The sequence below is a fragment of the Caballeronia grimmiae genome, from assembly GCF_000698555.1.
GTDB classification, from domain to species: domain Bacteria; phylum Pseudomonadota; class Gammaproteobacteria; order Burkholderiales; family Burkholderiaceae; genus Caballeronia; species Caballeronia grimmiae.
This window is the reverse complement of sequence record NZ_JFHE01000005.1, coordinates 135559-158365: the sequence shown is the minus strand read 5'-3', so window position 1 is coordinate 158365 and position 22807 is coordinate 135559. Positions and strand designations below refer to the sequence as shown.

At 64.5% G+C, this 22807-nt stretch carries 21 protein-coding genes and 2 riboswitches; of the genes, 5 read left to right on the top strand and 16 right to left on the bottom strand.

Annotated features, from left to right (window positions below):
• Window positions 1-3 precede the first annotated feature (3 nt).
• The 8 genes from BG57_RS08440 to flgB all read right to left on the bottom strand — a co-directional run bounded on the left by BG57_RS08440 (window position 4) and on the right by flgB (window position 6444).
• Window positions 4-1131: a flagellar basal body P-ring protein FlgI gene (locus BG57_RS08440; protein ID WP_035962211.1), complete on the bottom strand. Its 1128-nt coding sequence runs from the start codon at window positions 1129-1131 to the stop codon at window positions 4-6.
• 2 nt (window positions 1132-1133) lie between these two features.
• Window positions 1134-1817, bottom strand: a complete 684-nt coding sequence (locus tag BG57_RS08435; protein WP_035962209.1) for a flagellar basal body L-ring protein FlgH — start codon at window positions 1815-1817, stop codon at window positions 1134-1136.
• A 75-nt stretch (window positions 1818-1892) separates the two neighbouring features.
• Window positions 1893-2681, bottom strand: a complete 789-nt coding sequence (flgG, locus tag BG57_RS08430; RefSeq protein WP_035962205.1) for a flagellar basal-body rod protein FlgG — start codon at window positions 2679-2681, stop codon at window positions 1893-1895.
• A gap of 27 nt (window positions 2682-2708) precedes the next feature.
• Window positions 2709-3461, bottom strand: coding sequence for a flagellar basal-body rod protein FlgF (flgF, locus tag BG57_RS08425; RefSeq protein WP_035962203.1), 753 nt, complete (start codon window positions 3459-3461; stop codon window positions 2709-2711).
• 38 nt (window positions 3462-3499) lie between these two features.
• A complete protein-coding gene (flgE, locus tag BG57_RS08420; RefSeq protein ID WP_035962201.1) occupies window positions 3500-4717 on the bottom strand; it encodes a flagellar hook protein FlgE in 1218 nt (405 codons plus the stop codon).
• Between the two features lie 47 nt (window positions 4718-4764).
• Window positions 4765-5481 (bottom strand): flagellar hook assembly protein FlgD, encoded by a 717-nt coding sequence (locus BG57_RS08415; RefSeq protein WP_035962198.1) that lies wholly within the window; start codon window positions 5479-5481, stop codon window positions 4765-4767.
• Window positions 5482-5503: 22 nt separating this feature from the next.
• Entirely contained in the window at window positions 5504-5929 is a 426-nt protein-coding gene (flgC, locus tag BG57_RS08410) for a flagellar basal body rod protein FlgC (protein ID WP_035962196.1), read from the bottom strand.
• Window positions 5930-5955: 26 nt separating this feature from the next.
• Window positions 5956-6444, bottom strand: a complete 489-nt coding sequence (gene flgB, locus BG57_RS08405) for a flagellar basal body rod protein FlgB (protein WP_035962194.1) — start codon at window positions 6442-6444, stop codon at window positions 5956-5958.
• A gap of 256 nt (window positions 6445-6700) precedes the next feature.
• Here flgB and flgA point away from each other — a divergent pair, with 256 nt between their 5' ends.
• From flgA to flhA, 5 genes are all read left to right on the top strand, one after another.
• The gene (gene flgA / locus BG57_RS08400; RefSeq protein WP_035962192.1) at window positions 6701-8032 is read left to right on the top strand and encodes a flagellar basal body P-ring formation chaperone FlgA; all 1332 of its coding nucleotides are present in this window, start codon (window positions 6701-6703) and stop codon (window positions 8030-8032) included.
• Between the two features lie 210 nt (window positions 8033-8242).
• Window positions 8243-8569, top strand: coding sequence for a flagellar biosynthesis anti-sigma factor FlgM (flgM, locus tag BG57_RS08395; protein ID WP_035962422.1), 327 nt, complete (start codon window positions 8243-8245; stop codon window positions 8567-8569).
• A gap of 82 nt (window positions 8570-8651) precedes the next feature.
• Window positions 8652-9086: a flagella synthesis protein FlgN gene (locus tag BG57_RS08390; RefSeq protein ID WP_035962189.1), complete on the top strand. Its 435-nt coding sequence runs from the start codon at window positions 8652-8654 to the stop codon at window positions 9084-9086.
• A 180-nt stretch (window positions 9087-9266) separates the two neighbouring features.
• The gene (flhB, locus tag BG57_RS08385; RefSeq protein ID WP_035962188.1) at window positions 9267-10475 is read left to right on the top strand and encodes a flagellar biosynthesis protein FlhB; all 1209 of its coding nucleotides are present in this window, start codon (window positions 9267-9269) and stop codon (window positions 10473-10475) included.
• Window positions 10472-12577: a flagellar biosynthesis protein FlhA gene (gene flhA / locus BG57_RS08380; protein WP_035962186.1), complete on the top strand. Its 2106-nt coding sequence runs from the start codon at window positions 10472-10474 to the stop codon at window positions 12575-12577. Before flhB ends, flhA begins: the two co-directional genes overlap by 4 nt.
• Window positions 12578-12587: 10 nt before the next feature.
• Here the strand turns inward: flhA and BG57_RS08375 are convergent, their stop codons facing one another.
• The 8 genes from BG57_RS08375 to BG57_RS08340 all read right to left on the bottom strand — a co-directional run bounded on the left by BG57_RS08375 (window position 12588) and on the right by BG57_RS08340 (window position 22738).
• Window positions 12588-13343 (bottom strand): hypothetical protein, encoded by a 756-nt coding sequence (locus BG57_RS08375; RefSeq protein ID WP_035962184.1) that lies wholly within the window; start codon window positions 13341-13343, stop codon window positions 12588-12590.
• Entirely contained in the window at window positions 13334-13831 is a 498-nt protein-coding gene (locus BG57_RS08370) for a hypothetical protein (RefSeq protein WP_052005670.1), read from the bottom strand. Before BG57_RS08370 ends, BG57_RS08375 begins: the two co-directional genes overlap by 10 nt.
• A gap of 170 nt (window positions 13832-14001) precedes the next feature.
• Window positions 14002-15390, bottom strand: coding sequence for an L-serine ammonia-lyase (locus BG57_RS08365; protein WP_035962182.1), 1389 nt, complete (start codon window positions 15388-15390; stop codon window positions 14002-14004).
• 20 nt (window positions 15391-15410) lie between these two features.
• On the bottom strand, window positions 15411-16529 hold the full coding sequence (locus tag BG57_RS08360) for an alginate lyase family protein (RefSeq protein WP_035962180.1): 1119 nt from the start codon (window positions 16527-16529) through the stop codon (window positions 15411-15413).
• Between the two features lie 110 nt (window positions 16530-16639).
• Entirely contained in the window at window positions 16640-19570 is a 2931-nt protein-coding gene (gene gcvP, locus BG57_RS08355) for an aminomethyl-transferring glycine dehydrogenase (RefSeq protein WP_035962178.1), read from the bottom strand.
• A gap of 55 nt (window positions 19571-19625) precedes the next feature.
• A complete protein-coding gene (gene gcvH, locus BG57_RS08350) occupies window positions 19626-20006 on the bottom strand; it encodes a glycine cleavage system protein GcvH (RefSeq protein WP_035962176.1) in 381 nt (126 codons plus the stop codon).
• Between the two features lie 64 nt (window positions 20007-20070).
• Complete coding sequence (gene gcvT / locus BG57_RS08345) at window positions 20071-21195, bottom strand: glycine cleavage system aminomethyltransferase GcvT (RefSeq protein ID WP_035962174.1); 1125 nt, start codon at window positions 21193-21195, stop codon at window positions 20071-20073.
• 115 nt (window positions 21196-21310) lie between these two features.
• Window positions 21311-21444: riboswitch (glycine riboswitch) on the bottom strand.
• 18 nt (window positions 21445-21462) lie between these two features.
• Window positions 21463-21557, bottom strand: a riboswitch (glycine riboswitch).
• Between the two features lie 137 nt (window positions 21558-21694).
• Entirely contained in the window at window positions 21695-22738 is a 1044-nt protein-coding gene (locus BG57_RS08340) for an oxidoreductase (RefSeq protein WP_035962173.1), read from the bottom strand.
• Window positions 22739-22807 lie beyond the last annotated feature (69 nt).

The window sequence follows — 22807 nt, the reverse complement described above, 5'->3', positions numbered from 1 at the left end:
TCCTTAGATGATCTCGAGGTCGGCGCGCAACGCGCCCGCCGCCTTCATCGACTGAAGGATCGAGATCAGGTCTGCGGGCGTCGCGCCGAGTGCGTTCAGCCCCTTCACGACATCCGCGAGATTGGCGCCCGCCGCCAGCACCTTGAGCGCGCCGCTATCCTGCTTGAGCTGAATCTGCGATTGCTTCGCCGCCACCGTCTGCCCATTCGACAGCGCGTTCGGCTGACTCACCGCCGTCTGCGTATTGATGACCACCGACAGGTTGCCGTGCGCAACCGCGCAGTTCTGCAGCGTCACCATCTGATTCATCACGATGGAGCCGGTGCGCGCGTTGAGAATCACCTTGGCGGCGGCCTGCGCCGGACGCACGTCGATGTTCTGCAGTTGCGCCATGAACGACACCTGTTCGGCGGCGTCCGCCGGCGCGCGAAGCTGGATCGTGCGGCCATCGAGCGCGAGCGCCGTGCCCGTGCCGAACTGGTTGTTGACCGCCGCGACGACGCGCTGCGTCGTGTCGAAGTCCATCTCGCGCAGTTCCATCTGCATCACGCCGCCCTGCTGCTGAAGCGCCGTCGGCACCGCGCGCTCGACGATCGCGCCGCCCGAAATGCGGCCCACCGCAAGCTGGTTGACCTGCACCTTGCTGCCATTCGCGCTCGCGCCCGCGCCGCCGACGACGAGATTGCCCTGCGCCATCGCATAAACCTGGCCGTCCGCGCCCTTCAGCGGCGCCATCAGCAGCGTGCCGCCGCGCAGGCTCTTCGCATTGCCGAGCGATGACACCGTCACGTCGATCGCTTCGCCGGGACGCGAGAACGGCGGCAGCGTCGCCGTCACCATCACGGCGGCGACGTTCTTCAACTGCATGTTCTGCGTCGTCGCCGGATTCACGGTGATGCCGAGATTGCCCAGCATGTTGGTCAAACTCTGCGTCGTGAACGGCGTCTGCATGGTCTGGTCGCCGGTGCCGTCGAGACCGACGACGAGGCCGTAGCCGATCAGCGGGTTGTCACGCACGCCCTGGAACGAGACGAGATCCTTGAGGCGCTCGGCGTGCGCGTGCTGCGCCGAGCCAATGGCCACCAGCGCGGCCGCGAGCGAGAACGAAAGAAAACGAAGAAGCGGAGTCATGATCAGAACGGCGCGACGTTGAGGAAGAAGCGCTGCAGCCAGCTCATGTTCTGCGCTTCGTCGATATAGCCCTTCGCCGAGTATTCGATTTTCGCGTCGGCGATTTGCGTGGAGTAGACGGTGTTGCTGCCCGAGATCGTCGTCGGATTGACGACGCCCGAGAAGCGCACGAATTCGTTGCCCTGATTGATGAGCATCTGCTTTTCGCCGCTCACCATCAGGTTTCCGTTCGGCAGCACTTCGGTCACGGTGACGGTCAGCGTGCCGTTGAACGTGTTGGCCGCGCTCGCGCCGCCCGCTGCGGTGAACTTGTTCGCGCCGGTGGCAGACAAGGTCGTATTGTTGAAGAGACCGCCGAAGATGCCGGGCGTCGTCGGCAGCGCGAAGGAGCCGGAGCCGCCACGGTTGGTGTTCGCCGCCGACGACTTCGTCGCGTTCACGTTCTCCGAGATCACGATCGTCAGGATGTCGCCGACATTGCGCGGCCGCTGGTCTTCGAAAAGCGGCCGGCCCGCGTAGCCCGCGTTGTAGATCGCGCCGGGCGAGCGCGTGCCGCCCGGAGGCTGCGGCGGACGAGCGGTCATCGGTTGCTGGATGATCGGCTCTTTCGGCACGAGGCCGCACGACGCAAGCGCCGCAATGAGCACCGCGATCGAAGCACGCGCGAGGATTGGAGTAGGCGACATCTTGATAACTCGGTTGAAGCGAAAGATGTGTCAGTGTGACGCCATCTTCGTAAATCCCATCCGTCGAATAGAGGGTTAAACCTGCATTTGCGAGAGCGTCTGCAGCATTTGGTCGGACGTCGTCACGGCCTTGCTGTTGATTTCGTACGCGCGTTGCGTCTGGATCATGTTGACCAGTTCCTGCACGACGTTCACGTTCGACGCTTCCACATAGCCTTGTTGCAGCGAGCCCGCGCCGTTCAAGCCCGGCTGCGACACGTTCGGCGCGCCCGAGCTGCCCGTTTCCGAGAACAGGTTTTCGCCGCGCGCTTCGAGACCGGCCGGGTTGATGAACGTGGCAAGCTGGATCGCGCCGACGTTCGTCGCGGCGGTCGTGCCCGGCTGGGTGATCGACACCGTGCCGTCCGAGCCGATGGTGATCGACGTCGCGTTCTGCGGAATCGTGATCGCCGGGTTCAGCTGATAGCCGCTCGACGTCACGAGCTGGCCTTGCGCGTTCGTCTGGAACGAGCCGTCGCGCGTATAGGACGTGGTGCCGTCGGGCATCGTCACCTGAAAGAAGCCCTGGCCGTTGATGGCGACGTCCTTCGAGTTGCCCGTCTGTTGCAGATTGCCCTGCGTATAGAGACGCTCGGTTGCGACTTGCTGCACGCCGGTGCCGAGCTGAATGCCCGATGCGAGTTCGGTTTGCTGCGTCGAATTCGCGCCCGGCTGACGGGTCGTCTGATACAGCAGGTCTTCGAACACGGCGCGCGAACCCTTGAAGCCGTTGGTGGCCACGTTCGCGAGGTTGTTCGAGATCACATCCATTTGCGCTTGTTGCGCATTCATGCCGGTCGCGGCGATATAGAGAGAGCGATTCATGTTCGATTCCTGGATTTACTTTGCCGCTTAGGAGAAGTTGAGCAGCTTGTTAGCCGACTGTTCGTTCTGGTCCGCCGATTCCATCAGCTTCGTTTGCATCTGGAACTGGCGCGCGTTGGTGATCATCGAGACCATCGCGGAGACCGGGTTCACGTTGCTGCCTTCCAGCGCGCCGCCGACCACGACGACGTTCGGGTCCGCCTCGGCGGGGTCGCCGCTTGCCGTGCGATAGAGGCCGTCGTCGCCGCGTGTGAGCGTCGCCGCATCGGGATTGACGAGCTTCAACTGATCGACGGTCGCGATCGCGGTCGGCGGATCGCCCGGAATCAGCGCGGAAATCGTGCCGTCCTTGCCGATGGTGACTTCAGCGCCCGGCGGCACCGACAGCGGACCGCCGTTGCCGAGCACCGGCAGGTTGTTCGCCGTCACGAGCTGGCCGTTCTGATCCACGTGCAGATTGCCGGCGCGCGTGTACGCCTCGCCGCCGTCCGCCGTTTGCACGGACAGCCAGCCCGGCCCCTGCACGGCGACGTCGAGCGGATTGCCGGTCTGCTGGATGGGGCCGGCGGAGTAATCCGCCGTCGGCGTCGACGACAGCACGAAGGTGCGCGTCGTGCCATCGGCGGACTGGTTCTCGAACGACATCGGCACCTGACGGAAGGCCGCAAGCTGCGCCTTGAAACCCGTGGTCGATGCGTTCGCGAGGTTGTTCGCCACGACGGCTTGCTGCTCGAGCGACTGGCTTGCGCCGGTCATTGCGGTATAGATCAGACGGTCCATGAATCGCTTCCTTCTCTTCCTGTGCGTGCGGACGGTGCTTACAGATTGATCAGCGTCTGGTCGACGGTCTGTTGCGTCTTGATCGTCTGCGCGTTCGCCTGATAGTTGCGCTGCGCGGTGATCAGATTCACCAGCTCGCTCGTCAGATCGACGTTCGAGTTTTCCACCGCGCCGCCTTGCAGCGTGCCGTGGTTCGTTGAGCCCGGCACCGAGACTTGCGCCGCGCCCGAAGCCGCCGTCTGCGCGTACACGTTGCCGCCCATGTTCTGCAGGCCGTTCTGGTTGTTGAAGTTCGCAATCGCGATCTGGCCGAGCGCCTTCGTTTCGCCGTTCGAGTAGTTACCCGTCAGCATGCCGTCGGTGCCGACCGTGAAGCCCGTCAGTTCGCCGGTGCTGTTGCCGTCCTGATGCAGATTCGTGAGGCCGCTCTTCGCGCCGTATTGCGTCGTGCCGGCGAGGCTGAGCGTCAACGATTGCGTCGCGCCGGGCGTCGGATCGGCGCCGTTCGGAATCGTGAAGGTGAAGCTCTTGCCGCTGGTCATGTTGCCCGACGCATCGAAGCTCACCGCGCCGAGATCGGTTTTCTGCGAGACCGGATCGCCATAGCCCGCGAACGCTTCCCACGTGTTCGTGCCGGTCTTCGTGAAGTAGACGGAGACCTTCTGCGTGCCGCCGAGCGAGTCGTACGCATCCACCGAAGTCGATGCGTTGTACGTGTTGCCGTTGGCCGGATCGAAGTCGGCGGCGGCCTTCACGGCGTCCTGCGAGTTCAGGTTGAACGCAGCGGTGATGGTCTTGGTCGCGGTCGGCGCGATATTCGCGGTCGGCACGGTCAGCGGCACCGTGCTCGCGCTGTTGACGACGCCGCCCGAATCGGCCGCGTAGCCCATCAGTTGCAGGCCCGCCGAATTGACGATGTTGCCGCTGTTGTCCAGATGGAACACGCCGTTGCGCGAGTACACGACCGAGCCGTTGTTCGACAGCTGATAGAAACCGTTGCCGTTGATCGCGACGTCGAGCGCCTGGTTGGTCGTCGTGATCGTGCCTTGCGAGAACTGCTGCTGCACTTCCGAGAGGCGCGTGCCGATGCCGATCTGGTTCGACACGGCCGTGGCCATCGAACTGGCGTACATGTCGGCGAACTGCGCGGAGCCCTGCTTGAAGCCGACGGTATTCGCGTTCGCGATGTTGTTGCCGATCACATCGAGATCGCTCGAGGCGGCGCCCAGACCGCTCAGTGCTTGTTGGTAGCTCATGTTTTATCTCTCAGCCGGGCGCATCCCGGCAGCAAAGGAAGTTGGAATCAAAGAATCGAAGCGACGCTGGTCAGCGCAACCGTCGAGCCGTTCGCGAGCTTGAGGCCCGGCGCGCCGCCCGACATCTGCACGACGCTCTGCACTTGCGAAGCGGAGAGCGTCGCCGCGGTAGCCTGCTGGCCGTTGATCGTGCCTTGCGCGGTGATCGTGTAGCTGCCGTCGGCGAGCTTCGCGCCCTTCGAATCGACCGGCGTCCAGCCCGACACCGGAACCACGCCCGCGCCTTGCGCACCGAGATCCAGCGTGTTGACGATGTTCCCCGACTTGTCCTTCACGACGATCTGCAGGTCGCTGACATCTTTCGCGAGTTGCACGCCGAAGCTCGACGAGGCCCCGCTCGATACCGTCAGCGCATTGCCCGGCGCGAGCACGTTGGAGCCGATCAGCAACGCCGCCTGCGTCGACTGGCCGGCGGACAGTTGCGTCGCGAGGGAACTCAACGACGTATTCAACTGGCCGATGCCCGACACCGTGTTGATCTGCGCGAGCTGCGAAGTCATCTGCGAGCTGTCGGCGGGATTGGTCGGGTCCTGGTTCTTCAACTGCGTCACGAGCAGCGTGAGAAACGTGTTCTGCAGATCGGAGGCGGACGTGCCGCTCGTGCTGCTCGTCGAGCTGGACGCGCTCGATGCGCCGTTCATGGTGTCGAGCAGCGTCTGCGACACGGGGGTGCCGTTGCTGCCGATCGTGGTGTTGGTCGTCACGGGTTATTCCTCAGGTTCCGGTTCAGGTTCCGATGGTCAGTGTCTTGAGCATCAATTGCTTGGCGGTGTTCAGCGTTTCGACGTTCGCCTGATAGGAACGCGACGCGGAAATCATGTTGACCATCTCCTGCACGGGGTCGACGTTCGGCAGCGTCACGTAGCCGTCCGCGTTCGCCGCCGGATTGCTCGGGTCGTAGCTGGTTTTCATGGGGCTCGGATCGTCGATGACGCCCGTCACCTGGACGCCGCCGACCTGCTGGCCGGAGCCGCTCTTCGCGCCGCCGAGCGGATCGACGGCGAACACGACCTGCTTCGCCTTGTACGGCTGGCCGTCCGGCCCGGTCGTGCTGTCCGCGTTAGCGAGATTCGACGCGGTGACGTTCAGGCGCTGCGCCTGAGCCGACATCGCCGAACCGGCGACGCTGAATATGTTCATCAATGAAGGCATGATTCCTTGACCTTTCTTAACTGCGCTTAACTGTTGGACGTGATCGCGGACAGCATCGACTTGATCTGCGAGCTGAGCACCGTCATGCCGGCTTCGAAGTGCAGCGCGTTGTCCGCGAACTGCACGCGCTCGGCGTCGAGATCGACGGTGTTGCCGTCGAGCGATGGCTGGCTCGGCACGCGATACGCGAGGCGGCCATAGTCGTCGCTCGGACCGCCCGATGCGGTGAGCGTCGATGTGCCGGACAGGTGTCCCTTCGCGGTCACGGCCATCGACGCGCCGCTGCTGACGGATACCGGCTGCGCCATCTTCAGCGTCGATGCGTTCGACGCTCCCGCTGCGCCGCGGCCCTGCTTGAGCGCGCCGGCGAGCGCGGTCGAGAAGTCCACGTCGCGCGACTTGTAGCCGGGCGTGTCGGCGTTCGCGATATTCGACGACAGCAGTTCCTGCCGGTAAGCGCGCACATCGAGCGCTTCGCGGCCGAACGCGAATTCCTTATCGAGCTTGTCTAGCATTCCCCGGGTCCCCCAAGTTCGTGGTGTCGCACACGCCCGCCACACCGCGCGGGCCTTTTTGCATGACACGCATCTTAGGAGCGGCGCGCAATGACTGATCCGATGAATAACCGGGAAACGCGGCCTCTATTCGAGGCTTGAGCGTGACGCGGGCTATCTAGAATCTGGGTCGTGGTGAGAGGCGGATGAATTTCGCGCTCACGAATCCAGCCGAACAACGTGTCTGCGCCTGGCGCGGCGAGCAAGGGAGAGAGTGATGAGCAGGTCCGCCGGGCATCCGTCGAAAGCAGCCGCACCGCGCGCAGCGTCTTTTGCGCGCCGCGCGTTGCGATGCGTGACCGGCGCGTCGCTGCTCGTGGGCGTCGTCGCGGGCGCGGTTGCGCAGCAGAGCGACGGCTTCATCGCGATTCCCGGCAACGCGGAGACGAATCCGTCGGCGGTCGCGGAGATGGCGAAGAGCCTTCCTGCCGCGAAGCCTGCCGCTGTTTCTTCTGTCTCCCCTGTCTCCAGCGCTCCCGCTGTTTCTAATGTTTCCACGGCTGCGCCAGCGCCTTATCTCGCGCCTGCGCCCGGCTACCGCGCCGCGACCAAAGCCGCCGATGCCGCCATGCGTCACGCCGCGCTCGCGCTCGACGCCCGCGCCGACGCTGCCGACGACGCAATGGACGATGCCAGCGGACTGATCGTCATTCCCGGCGCGGGCGTTGCGAAGCCGGCGCCTGCTGCCGCTGCGGTCAAGCCGGCTGCCGCGCCTGCATCGGCGCCGCGCGATGTCGTTCCGGTCGTCGTCACGCGCGATGACGCCGCCGCGTCGCCCGCGGCCGGCGCACGGCCGATCGCGGCGGGCGTGGCATCGCCGGTCAAGCGCGCGAACTACACGCCGTCCGTCACCGATGCTCCTGCCCTCAAGCGGGCGAGCTTCACGCCGTCGCCCGCCGCCTCCTCGGCCTCCACCGCTCCCGCGGCGATGCAGGACGGCGAAACCATCCGCGCCGCGGCGCTCGCGTTCCTTCAGCAGCAAGCCGCTGGCTTGCCCGGCAAAATCGACATCACGGTGACGCCCGTCTTTCCGCGCGGCCTCGCCGCCTGCACGGCGCTCGATCCGTTCATGCCGACGGGCGCGCGCCTCTGGGGCCGCGTAACGGTCGGCGTGCGCTGCGTCGGCGAGCGGCCGTGGACGCTGTATGTCCAGGCGCGGGTGTCGATCAACGCGACTTACTACGTCGCCGCCCGCGCCGTTGCGCCGGGAGAAGTGCTCGGCAACGCCGACCTCGTCGCCCGCGACGGCGATCTGACCGCAATGCCGCAAGCCGTCGTCACCGATCCGTCGCAGGCGGTCGGCGCGGTGACGCTGTCGCGCGTGCCGGCGGGACTGCCGCTGCGCACCGACATGCTGCGCGCCGCAAGCGCGGTGGCGATCGGGCAGACGGTTCGCGTCGTCACCGCCGGCTCCGGCTTCTCGATTTCCGCCGAAGGCAGCGCCATGAGCAACGCCGCCCCCGGCCAGCAGGTTCGCGTGAAAACCGCCGGCGGCCAGATCGTGACCGGCGTCGTCAAGGATGCCCAGACGGTGGAGATCCGCATGTGACAGGCGGCGGCCGACCATTCCCGACCCGGCCATCACCGCCCGAAGAATTGATTACCGAATGTTTCATTTTGTTGCATTTAGGCAGAAGCCCCGCCCCATAAGGCTTTCCGGGCGATGATGCCGCCGAACGTGTGCTGCGCCACAGAGGCAGGGTAAAGTTTCCGAGACCCACCGCCGATAAAGGACTCAACACGTTCGGGAATGGACATCGTGAAAATCGAATCGAAAAGCAACACCACTCTGGCGAGCCTGCAAGAAGGCTCACAACGCGCATCGCAGAGCGATGCGAAGACTGCCGCAACCACCGCGCCGGCGAACGGCGTGAAAGCGGACACGGCATCGCCGGTGAGTCTGTCGACGTTGTCGTCGGACTTGCGCGCGTCGAACGGCTCGGACATCGATACGGCGAAAGTCGAATCGATCAAGGCCGCGATCCGCGACGGCAGCCTGAAGATCGACACCAGCAAGATCGCCGACGGCATTTTGAGCACCGCCCGCGACCTGCTGCAAACGAGAACCCCGCCGACCGGCGGCTGAAGCGCAACGGCCCGGGCTCGCTCGGAGCACGACGTGGACGGCGCCGGGCGGCTTTGACGAACCCGCGTTTTAGCGAGCTGCAATGAGAGACGCCCTGCTTGCCACTGTCATCGAAGAAGTCGCCGCCGTTCAGGCGTTCGAATCCCTCCTCGCCCACGAGGAAAAAGCGCTGATCGCCGCGCAGCCGCTCGGCGCGCTGCCGGAGATCATCGAGCAAAAGACCGCGCTCACGGAACGCATCGGCGTACTCGAGAAGCAGCGGGACACGCAGCTCGGCGCGCTCGGCCTGCCGGGCGGATTCATCGGCATGGAAGCCGCCGCCGAGGGCGATGCGCCGCTCGCCGAACAATGGGCGCTGCTGTGCGCCGCCGCCCGCCGTGCGAAGCAGGGCAACAACAACAACGGCGTGCTGATCCGCACCCGCATGGAATACAACCGCAAGGCGCTCGCGGCGTTGCAGGTCGCGCCGTCGAGAAGCGGGTTTTACGGTCCCGACGGGCGCGTGCCTGGCGCGTAATCGGCCGTTCTGTCTTTTCTTCGCGGCGCATGACTTCAGCGGTCATGCGCCGTTTCTCTTGCCCCGCCTCTTATCCATCGATTAACCCGGTTTTCCGCGGCCTAATCCGCCGATGGCCGCTCGACGCCTTCCGCAATAATCGCTTCCATCACAGAAAGCGAGCACGAAGCGGAGCAAGCGGTGGCGGAAGAAAGCGATCTCGAAAAAACCGAATCAGCCACTCCCAAGCGCCTGGAAAAGGCGCGGGAGGAAGGCCAGGTTGCGCGCTCGCGGGAACTCGCATCGTTTGCGTTGCTCGCGGCGGGCTTTTTCGGCGTATGGGGCCTGTCGGGCCCGATCAGCGGACACTTGCAGTCGATTCTGCGCGGCGCGTTCACGTTCAATCACGAGACCGTGCTCGACACGCGCCAGATGATGATCGGCGCGGCCAACGCCAGCAAGGAAGGCATGCTCGCCGTGCTGCCGGTGCTCGCGCTGACGGCGGTTGCCGCGCTCGCCGCGCCGATGGCCCTCGGCGGCTGGCTCATCACGACAAAGCCGCTCGCGCCGAACTTCGGACGCCTCAACCCGATCAGCGGGCTCGGCAAGATGTTCTCGTCGCAGGGTCCGATTCAGCTCGGCATGTCGATTCTGAAGACGCTCGTCGTCGGCGGCATGGCGGGTTCGGCGATGTGGACCCGCAAGGCTGAAGTGCTGGGCCTCCTCACGAAGCCGCTCGGCCTCGCGCTCGCCGATGTGATGCATCTGATCCTCGTGTGCTGCGGCATGGCGATCGGCGGGCTGTTTCTCGTCGCGGTCGTCGATGTGCCGTATCAGATGTGGTCGCATGCGAAGAAGCTGCGCATGAGCAAGGAAGAAGTGAAGCGCGAGCACAAGGAGAACGAAGGCGATCCGCACATCAAGGGCAAGATTCGCCAGCAGCAGCGTGCGGCTGCGCGTCGCCGGATGATGCAGGCGATCCCGACCGCCGATGTCATTGTCACGAACCCGACGCACTTCGCGGTCGCGCTCAAGTATGCCGACGGCGAGATGCGCGCGCCGAAGGTGGTCGCGAAGGGCGTGAATCTCGTCGCGGCGCGCATCCGCGAACTGGGCCGCGAGCATAACGTGCCGCTGCTCGAAGCGCCGCCGCTTGCGCGGGCGCTGTATCACAACGTCGAGATCAACCGCGAGATTCCGGGCGCGCTGTACGGCGCGGTCGCGCAAGTGCTGGCGTGGGTGTATCAGCTCAAGCGCTACAAGGAAGACGGCGGCACGAAGCCGGACCGTCCTACCGATCTCGACGTGCCGAAGGAACTGGACAAAGGCGGCGTATCCGACGCCGACGCCGATCAGGAAGCCGCTGAAGCGCTTTCCGGCGACAACTCATCACAAGGAGCCGCAGCATGAACGCGCGCGCTGGATTTTTCGCGAAACGCCCCGACGCGCTCGGCACGCAGAACCTTCGGGCGCTGGCCGGCCCGATCCTGATCTGCATGATCCTCGGCATGATGATTCTGCCGTTGCCGGCGTTTTTGCTGGATCTGCTGTTCACCTTCAACATCGCGCTGTCGGTGATGGTGCTGCTCGTCAGCATGTACACGCAGAAGCCGCTCGACTTCGCGGCGTTCCCGAGCGTGCTGCTGTTCTCGACGCTGCTGCGCCTGTCGCTCAACGTCGCGTCGACGCGTATCGTGCTGCTGGAGGGCCACACCGGCCCGGACGCGGCGGGTCAGGTGATCGAATCGTTCGGGCACTTCCTCGTCGGCGGGAACTTCGCGGTCGGTATCGTCGTGTTCGTGATCCTGATGATCATCAACTTCATGGTCATCACGAAGGGCGCCGGACGTATCGCGGAAGTCGGCGCGCGCTTTGCGCTGGACGCGATGCCCGGCAAGCAGATGGCCATCGACGCCGACCTGAACGCCGGCCTCATCAACGAGGAAGTCGCGAAGAAGCGCCGCACGGCGGTGGCGCAGGAGTCCGAGTTCTACGGTTCGATGGACGGTGCGTCGAAGTTCGTGCGCGGCGACGCGATCGCGGGCTTGCTGATCATGGTGATCAACATCGTCGGCGGGCTGATCGTCGGCATGCTTCAGCACGACATGGACTTCGCGCACGCGGCGACGAACTACACGCTGCTGACCATCGGCGACGGCCTCGTCGCGCAGATTCCGTCGCTCATCATTTCGACGGCGGCGGGCGTGATCGTGTCGCGCGTCGCGACGGAAGAGGACATTGGCACGCAGCTGACCGGACAGTTGTTCCAGAACCCGCGCGTGCTGATGATCACCGGCGTGATCATCGGCATCATGGGCCTGATTCCGGGCATGCCGCACTTCGCGTTTCTGCTGCTCGGCGGCGGCCTCGTCTATGCCGCCCGTTCGATGAACAAGCGCGCGGAAGCGAAGAAGAAATCCGGCGTCATCACCGATGTCACGCCGATCGCCGCCGCCGCAGCCGCGTCCGCTGAAGGCGCGGAGGCGAGCTGGGAGGATGTCGCGCTCATCGATCCGCTGGGCCTGGAAGTGGGTTATCGGCTGATTCCGCTCGTCGATCGCAACGCGGACGGCGAACTGCTCAAGCGCATCAAGGGCATCCGCAAGAAGTTTGCGCAGGAAATCGGCTTCTTGCCGCCCGTCATTCATATTCGCGACAACCTCGAGTTGCGTCCGAATGGGTATCGCATTGCGCTGAAGGGCGTGGAAGTGGGCGTCGGCGAGGCGTTTCCGGGTCAATGGCTGGCGATCAATCCGGGCCAGGTATCGGCGACGCTGCCGGGCACGCAAACCACCGATCCGGCGTTCGGCCTGCCGGCGGTGTGGATCGACACGGCGATGCGCGAGCAGGCGCAGGTGTTCGGCTATACGGTCGTCGATGCGAGCACGGTGGTCGCGACGCATCTGAATCACCTTGTCGTAACGCACTCGGCGGAACTGCTCGGGCGACAGGAAGTGCAGGCGCTGCTGGAACGCATCGGCAAGGACACGCCTTCGCTCACCGACGACCTCGTGCCGAAGACGCTGTCGCTCACGACGCTGCAGAAGGTGTTGCAGAACCTGCTCGACGAGAGCGTGCCGATTCGCGACATGCGCACGATTCTGGATGCGTTGCAGGAGCATGCGCCACGCATTTCGGACCCGTACGAACTGACGGCGGCGGTGCGTCTCGCGCTGGGCCGTGCGATCACGCAGCAGTGGTATCCGGGCAGCAACGATTTGCAGGTGATGGGCCTCGATCCGACGCTGGAGCGGGTGTTGTCGCAGGCGCTATCGACGGGGCCGAATCCGGGCCTGGAGCCGGGACTTGCGCAAACGCTGATGACATCGACGCAGAACGCGATGATGCGCCAGCAGAATCTGGGTCTGCCGCCGGTGCTGCTGGTGCAGCATTCGTTGCGAGCGATGCTTGCGCGCTTCCTGCGCCGGAGTCTGCCGCAGCTGAAGGTGATTTCCTATGCGGAAGTGCCGGATACGCGGAATGTGAAGGTGGTTAATCTGATTGGGGGGTGACGACCGCGCCCTAGTGCAGCGACGCGCCGATCATGTCTTTGAGGTTGGCGGCGTCGAAAGCGACTGTCTTGTCCGTGTAATAGCTGGCGCGTTCGAACTGCTTCTTGGTGACAGCCTTCTGGCTCTCCGCGATGGCGAGCACGTAGCCCGTCATTTTCTGCACCTTGTACTGCATGAAGATCATCTCGGCTTCGAGCAGGCGCGCCGGGTTCGACGCACCGATGATGATCATCGGCTTTCCTATGTCGATGACGTGATCCGCAACCCAGCCCCCCGCAATGGGAAGTTCGACATCCGAGCGGAGCGGAACCTGAAGCTCGTGTGCGATGCTGACGAGCACGCTCGTCAACTGATCCTTGAAATCGCTGCTGGACTGGCGGTCGGCTTGTGAAGTTGCGACAGCGTACAACTGCTGTGCAGCTTCGGCGACGCGAAAGACATAGGGCGCGATCAACCGCTCATCGTTAGTCGATGCCCGAATCACCTCGTCACCGCCGAGGCTCGCAGGACTCAGTTCCGCGAGTTCATGAGACCATCGTCCAACCGCCGCCGATTCGACATCACCGCCCGCCATGCTTGCATTGAGGCAAGCTTCTCCGTTCTCATCGATCAGATAACCGTCGTCTGCTGGACGAACGCGCACCACCACGCGGTCGCCCGTTCCGGGGTATTCGAGCGGCGTAACGATCCGTTGCACGCCGTTGGTATCGGCGTGGACCTCAAAGAGGGAGCAAATGCAACGCTTGAGCGTTTGAGTCAATTCCATAGCTTGGCCTGGCGATCGTCTTCGAACATCGTCTCGATACCGACTGCTTTGCAGAAGACCTTGATCAAGGTCACGCGGTCCTGCTCGGACGCTGGATCGAAATCGCGAGCAGGCTTCAGGTTAAGCTCGGGCGCGCCCGGCAGCAAGCGGTTCCGGTAGTTCGCGCTCGTCTCGCACGGCATTTTGCAGTGCAAGCCTTTGTGGGTCGGATGATAGTGAAACTCGAAGAGCGGGAACATGTCGCCGTTTGAAGCGACGCTTAACAGGTACCCATAGAACGAGCGATCTGTGCGCTCCGGGCCATCGTGCCACATGAAGAGAACCCGGTGGTCATCCGACACCGCCAGCAAGTCGGTGGTCTGGCTTCCCTGCCTGCCGAGTCTGTTGAACGGCTTGGGCAGCGAATTCCGTACTAGCTTTCTGAAGCGAGGCGCGTTAGCCAACAGCTTGCGCGAGCATTTGTGAGCGGCGAGATCCTTCGGATGCAATTGCGGTTCTCTCGATTCGGCTTAGGGCAACCGCAGCGATGTGAGCAGGCAGTGCGGTCGGCGGATACGATTTCGAGATCGATGCTATATGCATCCTTCGCCAGACAACACTCCGTTGACCGAATGTTCCACTTCGTCTCCGAAGCCGCTTCTCGAAGCAGCCGCCTCCCTCAACACTCCACAATATTCACCGCCAACCCACCCCGCGACGTCTCTTTATACTTCGTCTTCATGTCCGCGCCGGTTTCACGCATCGTCTTGATGACCGAATCCAGCGAAACATAGTGAGACCCATCCCCGCGCATCGCCATGCGCGCCGCGTTCACGGCCTTCACCGATCCCATCGCGTTGCGTTCGATGCACGGAATCTGCACCATGCCGCCGACCGGATCGCAGGTCAGCCCGAGGTTGTGCTCCATGCCGATTTCCGCCGCGTTCTCCACTTGCGCCGGCGTGCCGCCGAGCACCGCCGCGAGCGCGCCCGCCGCCATCGAGCATGCGACGCCCACTTCGCCCTGGCATCCCACTTCCGCGCCGGAGATGGACGCGTTCATCTTGTACAGAATGCCAATGGCCGCCGCCGTCAGCAAAAAGTCGATCACGCCCTGCTCGTTCGAGCCCGGCACGAAGCGATCGTAGTAATGCAGCACCGCCGGAATGATCCCCGCCGCACCGTTCGTCGGCGCGGTGACGACGCGTCCGCCCACCGCGTTCTCCTCGTTCACGGCGATCGCGTACAGGTTGATCCAGTCGATCATCGATAGCGGATCGCGCAACGCCTGCTCCGGCTTGCCCGCCAGCGCGCGATACAACTGCGGCGCGCGGCGCTTCACCTGAAACGGTCCCGGCAAATTGCCATCCGCTTCCGGATTGCCGATACCGCACCCACGCGCGACGCAATCCTGCATCACGTCCCAGATGCGCAGCAAGCCCGCGCGAATCTCGTCCTCGCTGCGCCAGATGCGCTCGTTCTCCCACATCAGTTGCGCTATCGACTTGCCGGATTCCGCGCACATCTTCATCAGCTCGTCGCCGGTATGAAACGGATACGGCAACTGCTCGTGCGCCGTCAGCACCGCCGTGTTCGCCGCGCCCGCCGTCACCACGAAGCCGCCGCCCACCGACAGATACGTCGCATCGCGCAAGGGCTGGCCGCTCGCATCGAATGCATGCAGCTTCATGCCGTTCGGATGCTCGGGCAACGCCTGCCGATAGAACGCGATGTTCTCCTTCAACGAGAACGGAATGTCGTGCGTGCCGAGCAACGCAAGCGTCTTCGACGCGCGGACCGCTTCGAGACGCGGCACGATGGTGCTGGCATCGACGGTATCGGGGGCGTCGCCCATCAGGCCGAGCATCACGCCGCGATCCGTGCCGTGGCCCTTGCCCGTCGCGCCGAGCGATCCGTACAACTCGCATTTCACCGATGCCACCGCGCCGAGCAGCCCGTCGCGTTCCAGCCCTTGCGCGAACATCAGCGCGGCGCGCATCGGTCCGACGGTGTGTGAGCTCGAAGGTCCGATGCCGATTTTGAAGAGATCGAAAACGCTGACTGCCATGACTGCCCCTGCGAAAGAAATTAGCGCGCCGGCAGCGGCAAACAGACCGCGAGCCACGCGGGAGGCGTGGGCGCGAGCCGCAATGCCACCGGCGCATAGCGGCCGTCGAGACGCGCCGCCAGATGAAAGAGTTCCGCCGCGTTCTTCGGGTCCCACTGCCCCGATGAACCCGGCAAGCCGGCCTCGCGACGCTTCGCATCGAAAGGTACGGTGGAGCGCACGAATTCCTCGTGCGTTCGGGTGCCGATCGCATACGGCGTGAGCCAGTTGAGCGCATCGGCGAGCGTCGCGCCGGTCGCCGCGCGTTCCGGCAGCCAGTTGCGGTTGTGACGCCGCGCCGCAAGCGCCGCCGTCACGAGCGGCTGTAAATCGTAGGTGACGTAGTGCAGCGCATCGCGTTCGGAGAAATCGACCGTCGATCCATCCGGCGCGATGTTGTCGCCGATATGCTCGACAAAAAGCCGCTGCGCCTCGTTGATCATCTTGCGATCGTCGATGGTGAATGCGCCCATCGCCACCAGCTTCACGCGATGACTCTGCCAGTTGTTCCGATACGTCCCGGTGAGCGGACGCGGCTGCTTGTCGATATCGGTGATATAGCCCGTCACCATCTTCGCGATAAACGCATTCGCCGCGTTGCGCGTCTTGACCGGCAGCGCGCTCGCCGTCAGGTCGTACGCGAGAATCAGCGATTCGAAGTTGGTCTCGTCGATCGGATTGAAGCTCGGCTGGTAAGTCGTCGTCCACGCGAAGAGGAAGCGATCGACCAGACGCAGATACCGTTCGTTGCCCGTGGCGCGCCACGCAAGCGCCGCATCGCGCATGAGGCCGAGATCGCCGGCAGCCTCGACGCTTTCATCGTGAATGCCTTCGTGCGGCAGCGTGCCTTCGGTGTGCAGGGTGGCGCGCGGCTTCGGCTGATCGTCGACGTGAGATTGCACCGCTTTCACGAGCGCCTTCACGCCCGGATCGGCGTGCGTGCGCTCGCTCGTCTGCATGGCGGGCGCGGCGCAGAAGTTCATCGCCGCGTGTGCGCCTGGCGCGATCATCAGCGCGGAGAGCACGCTCAGCGCCGCCAGCGTTGCGTGCGTCGTCCGGAAACGGCTTGCCTCGTTCACCCTTCGCACCTTCAGCGCCATATGCACTCCCTGATTGCTTTGGTCAGGGGTGAGATGTTAGCCGTTCCCGAACGCGCCGCAAGTTCACCCGACAATGCTTTACGCTTGCGGGCGGCTCGCGGCTTTCACGCTCACGCGTCCGCGTACTCCGAAATCGGCACGCACGAGCACATCAGGTTGCGATCGCCATACGCGTTGTCCGCGCGGCCGACCGGCGACCAGTACTTGCGCGTCACGAGCGACTTCACCGGATACGCAGCCTGTTCACGCGTGTACGCATGATTCCACTCGTCGGCGGTGACGACCGCGGCCGTGTGCGGCGCGTTCTTCAGCACGTTGTCTTCGCGATCGGCGCGGCCTTCCTCGACCGCGCGAATCTCTTCGCGAATGGCGATCATCGCGTCGATGAAGCGGTCCAGCTCTTCCTTCGACTCCGATTCCGTCGGCTCGACCATCAGCGTGCCGGGGACGGGGAAGCTCATCGTCGGCGCGTGGAAGCCATAGTCGATCAGGCGCTTCGCCACGTCTTCCACGGAGATGCCGCTCACTTCCTTGATCGGCCGCACATCGAGAATGCACTCGTGCGCGACCAGCCCGCCGGGGCCGCTATACAGCACCGGATAATGCGGCGCGAGGCGCTTCGCGACATAGTTCGCCGCGAGGATCGCGCTCTCGGTGGCGGCGGTGAGGCCCGTTGCGCCCATCATCGCGATGTACATCCACGAGATCGGCAGAATGGCGGCCGAGCCATACGGCGCCGACGATACCGCCCCGATGCCCGCTTCGTCGCGCTTGTAACCCGTGGAGGTCTGATTCGGCAGGAACTTGGCGAGATGCGCCCCGACCGCGACCGGACCGACGCCCGGTCCGCCGCCGCCGTGCGGAATGCAGAACGTCTTGTGCAAGTTCAGATGCGAGACATCGCCGCCGAACTGGCCCGGCGCGCAGAGGCCGACCATCGCGTTCATGTTCGCGCCGTCGACATACACCTGGCCGCCGTGCTGATGCACGATGTCGCAGATCTCGCGCACGTTGCGCTCGAACACGCCGTGCGTCGACGGATATGTGATCATGATCGCCGCGAGATTCGCCGAATGCTTCTCGGCCTTCGCCTTGAGGTCTTCGATATCGACGTTGCCGTTAGCATCGCACGCGACGACGACGACCTGCATGCCCGCCATCTGCGCCGATGCCGGATTCGTGCCGTGCGCGGAAGCCGGAATCAGGCACACGTTGCGATGCCCTTCGCCGCGCGACTCGTGATACGCATGAATGATGAGCAGGCCCGCGTACTCGCCCTGCGATCCCGCGTTCGGTTGCAGCGACACCGCCGCGTAACCCGTGCACGCAACGAGCATCTGCTCGAGCTGATCGATCATCGTGCGATAACCGAGCGTCTGTTCGGCGGGCGCGAACGGATGAATCTGCGCGAACTCGGGCCACGTCACCGGCAGCATCTCGGACGTCGCGTTGAGCTTCATCGTGCAGGAGCCGAGCGGAATCATCGTGCGGTCGAGCGCGAGGTCCTTGTCGGCGAGGCTGCGCAAATAGCGCAGCATTTCGTGTTCGGAGTGGTGGCGGTTGAAGACCGGATGCGTGAGGTAATCGCTCGTGCGCTTCAGTTCGGCGGGAAGCGACTCCTTCAGCGCCGCGTCGAGCGCGTCGATGTCGAACGTTTCGGTCTTGCCCGCGACTTCCGCGAACAATGCGAAGAGCTTCAGCAGGTCGTCGCGCGTGGTGGTTTCATCGAGCGATACCCCCACTTGCGTGGCGCTCACTTGGCGCAGGTTGATATGCGCGGCGTGGGCGGCCTGATGCAGCGCGATGGTGTTCGCGCCGCTGTCGATGGTGACCGTATCGAAGAACGTTTCGTTGGCGATCGCATAGCCGAGCTTCGCAACGCCCGCCGCGAATATCGACGCGACGCGGTTCACCCGCAGCGCGATCGCCTTGAGTCCTTGCGGGCCGTGATAGACCGCGTACATGCTCGCCATGATCGCGAGCAGCGCCTGCGCCGTGCAGACGTTCGACGTCGCCTTCTCGCGGCGAATGTGCTGTTCGCGCGTTTGCAGCGCGAGACGCAGCGCGGAATTGCCTTGCGCGTCGACGGTCACGCCGACGAGACGCCCCGGCATCTGGCGCTTGAACTCGTCGCGCACGGCCATGTACGCCGCGTGCGGACCGCCGAAGCCGACCGGCACGCCGAAACGCTGCGTATTGCCGATCGCTACGTCCGCGCCCCACTCGCCCGGCGGCGTGATGAGCGTCAGTGCAAGCAAATCCGCCGACGCGACGACATGCCCGCCCGCCGCGTGAATTGCTTCGGCCAGCGCGCGGTAGTCGCGCACGTCGCCGTTCGAGCCGGGATATTGCAGCAGCACGCCGAATGCGTTGGCGCTCGCGGCGTCGGCCGCGGGGCCGACCCGAACGTCGATGCCCGCCGGCTTCGCGCGCGTCTTCACGACTTCGATGGTCTGCAGCAGCACGTCGTCGGCGACATAGAACACGTTCGACTTCGGCTTGCCGATGCGTTGCAGCAGCGTCATCGCTTCGGCGGCGGCGGTGGCTTCATCCAGCAGCGATGCGTTCGCCATCGCGAGGCCCGTCAGGTCCATCACCATCTGCTGGAAATTGAGCAGCGCCTCCAGACGGCCTTGCGAAATCTCGGGCTGATACGGCGTGTACGCGGTGTACCACGCCGGATTTTCGAGGACGTTGCGCAGGATCACGGCCGGCGTGTGCGTGCCGTAGTAACCCTGGCCGATGAAGGTTCGAAACACCAGATTCTCGTCCGCGAGCTTGCGCAGCGACGCGAGCGCTTCCGCTTCGCTCTTCGGCTGCGTGAACGCGCCGAGCGGCAGCGTCTCCTTGCGGCGGATCGTTTCGGGAATCACCGCGTCGATGAAGGCCGCGCGCGACGCGAAGCCGAGCGCGTCGAGCATCGCGCGCTGGTCGGCGTCGTCGGGGCCGATGTGCCGGCTAGCGAATGCATCGTGGCATTCGAGCGCGGCGAGTGACAAAGAGGTGCGGTTCATCGGGCGATCCGGGTGTTCGAGCTTCATTTGAATTCCTGCGAAAGCGGCCTCTTTCGTGAAACCGCTCTCGTCTGATAGAGGTTTATTCGCCGATCGACTTGCCGTAGCCTTCGGCGTCGAGCAGCTTGTCGAGACCCGCGTCGCTCGCGGGCTTGATCTTGAACAGCCAGCTTTCGTACGGCGCGCCGTTCACCTGATCGGGCGATGCCGTCAGCGCGTCGTTGGCCGCGACCACTTCGCCCGAGACCGGCGCGTAGATATCGGAGGCCGCTTTCACCGATTCGATGACCGCGATGGCGTCGCCCGCCGCCACCGACTTGCCCGCCGCCGGCAGTTCGACGAACACGATGTCGCCGAGCGCTTCCTGCGCGTGATCGGTGATGCCGACGGTCAGCGTGCCGTCGGATTCCGTGCGGACCCATTCGTGCGATTCGGTGTATTTCAGATCGGCCGGGATGCTCATTGGATGCTCCTTGCGTGGTTCGTTCGTTCGTGAAGTTTTGACTGGAGAAACGCGCGCGTCCGGCTTACTGGGGTTCGAAGAGAACCTTGCCGCTGCGCACGAACGGAAGTTTTACCACGCGCGCAGGGACTTGCTTGTCGCGGATGACAACCTGCACCGTATCGCCGGGCGCGACGGCCGTCGGCACGCGAGCGAACGCAATCGACTCCTGCATCGACGGCGAGAACGTGCCGCTCGTGATTTCGCCGTCGCCGTGCGGCGTCACGACTTTTTGATGCGCGCGCAGCACGCCGCCTGCACGGCCGTTCTCCTTGATGAGCACGAGGCCGACGAAACTCGCCTTCGCGCCGTTCGCCTCGAGCGCCGCGCGGCCGACGAAGTCACGCGGCGTTTTCAGATCGACGGTCCAGGCGAGGCCCGCGTCGAGCGGCGACACGGTTTCGTCCATGTCCTGGCCGTAGAGGTTCATGCCGGCTTCGAGCCGCAGCGTGTCGCGCGCGCCAAGTCCGGCCGGCTTCACGCCCGCTGCGACCAGCGCGTTCCAGAGCGCTTCGACGTGCGTCGCGGGAACGACGATTTCGAAGCCGTCCTCACCGGTATAGCCAGTGCGCGCGAGCATCAGTTCGCCGTAGTTGGTGGAGGGAAACGTGACCGCGTTGAACGGCTTGATGTCCTGGGTCGCGGCGCGCGTGTCCGGCAGCACTTGCCAGACTTTCTCGCGCGCGTTCGGGCCTTGCACGGCGATGATGCCGAGATCGCCGCGCGGCGTAATCGACAGGTTGAAGCCGCCTTCGGCGTTCAGCTGACCGAACCACGCGATGTCCTTGTCCGCCGTGCTCGCGTTGACGACCACGCGGAAGTTCGTTTCGGAGAAGTAGTAGACGATGAGATCGTCGATCACGCCGCCGTCGGTCTTGAGCAGACACGAGTAGAGCGCACGGCCGGGCGTCGTCAGCTTGTCGACGTTATTGGCGATCGCGTAGCGGAAGAAATCGCGGACGGCGTCGCCCTGGAAATCGACGACGCGCATGTGAGAGACGTCGAACATGCCGGCGTCGGTGCGCACGGCGCGGTGTTCGTCGATCTGCGAACCGTAGTTGACGGGCATGTCCCAGCCGCCGAAATCGACCATGCGCGCGTTGAGCGCGAGGTGAGCGGCATGCAGGGGCGTGTGTTGGAGTGCAGTCATCGGGGCCTCGGTTCGCGAAACAAGAAAGGCCACGCAGCGCGGTTTGCCGGTGAAATGCGGCTTCGCTCGCCGCCCGATGCGGCATGCGAAGCGCAACCACGATGCAGTTGCGATGCGTGACCCCTCTGTCCTCGGTACCTGAGAGATTGCGCGGACTTCGACGTGTGCCGATGGTCCCTCGCGCGCCCCTTCGGTGGGCAACTGGCTTTTCGTTCGACGAAGCCGTTGCCGCTCTCCAGAGTACGGAGGATTCGATCCTCCGACGCGGCCGGTCCTTTTGCCTGAGAGTTTGCGGGTGTGCCCCTTCGGCGGCGCGGCGCTCGCGGTGCGTTTGCACGACGACGGCCACGCGCTCTCCCGACGCGTGCGGCAGAATTTACGCGACGGAAATGGGGTTGTCAAACGGATTCGGAGACGGGCGATTGTGTGCGATCGGGCGGTGTGATTCCGCACGATTCTTTAGGTTCGGGGCGGTGCCGTGTCAGGAATCGCCCTCCCCTCACCCCCGCGTAAACTCGACCCTTCTCCCTTCCCGCTCGCTCTGCAGCGCAAGCTCGATAACCGTCATCGTGTCCACCGCATCCTGCGGCGTGACCGGGAACGGCTTGCCATCCAGCACCGACGCCGCCAGCGCACGATAGAACTCCACATACGCGCCATCGCGCGTGGCGAATTCGTGGCGCAGATCGTGGTCGCCATCCACTTCGCGCAGCAATCCCGGCGGATTCTTGCCGAAGCCCGCATCGCCGGGGTGCAGTCCGGAGCGCAACTGATCTTCCTGCACGTCGAGGCCGGTCTTCACATAGCTGCCGCGCGTGCCGTGGATCGTGAAACGCGGCGGCTCCAGCGCAGCGAGCGCGCTCGCATGCAAAACCACTTCCTTGTCCGCGTAGCCGAGCACGAGATGCACGTAATCCGGCGCGTGCGCGTGATCGCGATGCGCCTTCACGAAAGCCGTCACCGTCTGCGGCGCGCCGAAAAGCGCGAGCGCCTGATCGATCAGATGCGGCCCCAGATCGAACAGCAAGCCGCCGCCGCGCGCCGCTTCCTCGCGCCAGCGTTGCGGCACTTTGGGACGGAATCGATCGAAATGGGATTCGTAATGCGTAATGCGCCCGAGCCGCCCGCTCTCTATCAGCGCGCGCGCCGTCATGAAGTCGCCGTCCCAACGACGGTTGTGAAACGGCGCGAACAGCAAGCCGCGCTCGGCGGCAAGATCGGCGAGCGCGCGGGCATCCGCTGCGCTGAGCGTCACCGGCTTGTCGACGACCACGTGCTTGCCCGCCGACAGCGCGCGGCGCGCGAGGTCGAAGTGCGTATCGTTGGGCGTGGCGATGACGATGCACGCGATGTCGTCGATGGCGACGAGCGCATCGAAGTCGGCGACGATCTGCGCGTCGGGATAATCGGCCTGCGCGCGCTCCGCCTGGCTCGTCGCGATGGCCGTCACGCTCGCGCGGCCGCAATGCTCGATGACGGGAGCGTGGAACGTCGCGCCGGCGAGGCCATAGCCCATCAGGCCGACTTTTAGTGCTGAACTCATTGTGGGCATCATCCTGTTCGTATCGAACAGATATTGTGGCACGCGGCCAAACGGCGGCAACCGGAAAGC